The organism is Kitasatospora sp. NPDC091257, from assembly GCF_044757675.1.
Classification (GTDB): domain Bacteria; phylum Actinomycetota; class Actinomycetes; order Streptomycetales; family Streptomycetaceae; genus Kitasatospora; species Kitasatospora lactacystinica.
This window is the reverse complement of the sequence record NZ_JBIVVI010001167.1, coordinates 1-2,817: the sequence shown is the minus strand read 5'-3', so window position 1 is coordinate 2,817 and position 2,817 is coordinate 1. Positions and strand designations below refer to the sequence as shown.

1 protein-coding gene is annotated in these 2,817 nt (G+C 78.1%); it reads right to left on the bottom strand.

The window, feature by feature from the left end:
* On the bottom strand, positions 1-2,817 hold a 2,817-nt coding region (locus ACIQOV_RS35850; RefSeq protein WP_401055004.1), incomplete at both ends, for an AAA domain-containing protein.

The window sequence follows — 2,817 nt, the reverse complement described above, 5'->3', positions numbered from 1 at the left end:
CGGGCAGGTAGGTGCCGTAGCGGTTGACCCGGTCGGCGACGGCCTGCGCGGAGGTCGCGGAGGGCAGCCATTCCTCGTCGACACCGTAGGCCAGCAGGAGCCTGCGCTGCAGGGCGGTCGGCATGGTGACGACGGGTTCCAGCTGGAGCGGGTCGCCGACGAGGACGGCGCGACGGGCGCGCCAGAGGGCGCCGACGGCGGCCTGCGGGGTGGCCTGGCCGGCCTCGTCGACGAGGATCCAGCCGATGGAGCCGCGGCCGAGGCGGGCGAACATGCTGCCGATCGAGGAGAAGGTGGTGGAGACGACCGGGACGAGGAGGAAGAGGGTCTGCCAGGCCTGCAGGACCTGCTCGTCGGGGACGGGTCCGCCACCGCCCGCCATGAGTTCCACCAGGACCTGGAGGTTGCCGCGGATCCGCTTGGCCGTGTTGGCGGCCAGGGCGCGGTGCAGGTCGAGGGCGCGCAGGAACAGGTCGCTGCGGGCGGTGCTCCAGGCCTCGTCGGCCCACGGGGCGCCGAGTTCCTGCGCGCGGTCGCCGAGTTGCGGCCAGTCGAGGGGCAGCGAGGGGAGAGCGGCGGCGGCCGCGCGCAGGGCCTGGTGGGCGGCGTCGAGTTCGGCGCCGGCGGCCTCCAGGTCGCGCCGGGCGGACCGGGTCCCGTACCGGGCCTGCTCGACCTCCGCCCGGGCCGCCGACTCCGCGGCCCGGGCGGCGTCCTGGTGGACGCGGGCGCGGACGGCGCCGGTCTCGGCCTCGGTGACGGCGGCGGTGGTGCGGGCGGTCAGGTCGGCCGCGAGGCCTTCCGCACGGGTGCAGCGGGCGACGTGGTCGTGGGCGTCCTCCAGCGCGGTGCGCTGCTGGACGAGCTGGGCGAGGAGGTCGCTCCGGCTGCGTTCGCGGTGCTCCTCGGCGGCCTGGCGTTCGGCACCGCTCTGCAGCAGGCGGCGCAGCCCGCCGCGCAGACCCGGCTGCGCGGCGGGGGGCTCGTCGTGGAGGGCCGTCAGGACGCCGACCTGCCGGCGGTGCTGGCCGGCGCGTTCGCGGGCGGCGGCCAGGGTGGCCCGGGCGTCGGCGAGGGCCTCGCGGGCCCGCGGGACGCGCTCGGCCGCGGCCCGGTGCGCGGCTTCGGCGGCCTGGGTGGCGGTACGGGCCGTCTCGACGGCCCGCACCGCGGCGGCGTGGCGGGCCTCGGCGGCCGCCGCGCGGTCGTCGGCGCGGGTGACGGCGGCGCGCAGGGAGTCGAGGCGGGGGTGGACCCGGTCCGCCCGGGACTCCGCGAGGACGGCGGCGAGGCGGACGCGTTCGGCGCGCAGGCGCTCGACCTCGGCCTGGGCGGCCTGGAAGGCGGCGACGGCCTCGGGCCAGGAGGGGACGGGCTGGGCGGGGGCCTGGACTTCGGGAGTGGGATGGGGAGTTGGGGCGGTGACGGCCGGGGCCGCGACCGCCGCCGGGCGACGGTCACGTGGGGCCCGGGCGGGCCTGGGCACACTGGGCGGCACCCAGTCGCCGAGGACGGCGTTCATGCCGCGCAGCGGCGGGAGCCCGGCGTCGGCGCGGGCGGCGGACTCGTCCTCCGGCAGGCGGCCCCACCAGAAGCGCTCGGTGAACCTCGTCCGATTGGTCTTGTTGCCGAGGACGGCGGCGACCAGCCCCCAGGCGGGCGCGCCGCCGAGCAGGGCGGAGGCGAGGTCGGAGAAGTGGTCGGGGCCGTCGTGCCAGTGCGCGTCGAGGGCGTCGGCGCCGGGCAGTTCGGCGGTGATGTTCTCCACCGCACCGTTGTTGGAGGAGGTGACCACGATCTCGCGGCCGGCGAGCCGCGGGTCGAGGGCGGAGACGAAGCGCGGGTGGACACCATGACGGTCCTTGCCCCGCCAGGCACGGCCGACGAACGCCTCCTCGGGCCTCCGGTAACCGGCCATCACGGCGGCGCGTTCGACCACGAGGGCGGCGACCAGGTCGCGGAGCATGGTGGTCTTGCCGGTGCCGGGCGGGCCGTTGACGGAGAACAGGCCACCGGCGTCGGTGCTCGCGGTGGCGGCCTCCGTGCTTCCGGCGCCGGCCGCGGCGCTGCCCCCGGCTGCGGCGCTGCCCCCTGCCCCGGCGCGGTCCGCGAGCATGCGGTTGACCGCGAACTGCTGGCTGAGCGCCAGCGGGTACCGCGACCTGGCGGGCCAGCGTCCGGCGGGGACGAGAGCCGGGTCGACGCCGGCCAGGACGGCGAGCCGGTCCTCCCGCAGATCGGTGCGGGCGTCGACCGGGATGTCCCGGCGACCGGTCAGGTAGGCCTCCAGGGCGGGGCCGAGGCCTGCCGCCCGCAGGCCCCGGTCCCCGAGCGCGGCACGGACCCGGGCGAGGTCGGGCGGCAGGAGACTGTTGAGGAACGGCTGCGCGGCGGCGGGCTTGGCCTTCGGGTCGCGCGGGCGGTGCACCAGCCGGCTCCGGACCCGGATCACCCGCGGGTCCAAGTGCTCCTCGACACCGCAGAGATGGGCGACCTGGGCGGTCAGGGCGACGAGGTCGGCGAGCGCGACCGGGCGAGGGCCGGTGTCCTCCGCCGCCTCCGTCTCCGCCGTCTCCTCCGCCGCCTCCTCGGCGGGCGGCTGCGGCGCGGCGGACGGGGAATCCCCACCCGCGCCCTGCTGGTCCGGACGACGGGTCGCCGCCCACTCGGCGACGCGCCGCACCAGCGGCTCCGTCGCCCCCTGCACCGCGGCCCCGGCGACCTCACCGAACAGCGCACCGACCGCCGCCACCGCCGCGCCGCCCAGGATCTCCGCGATCAGCTGCTGCCAGCTGCGAACGGCCTCCTCCCCCTCCC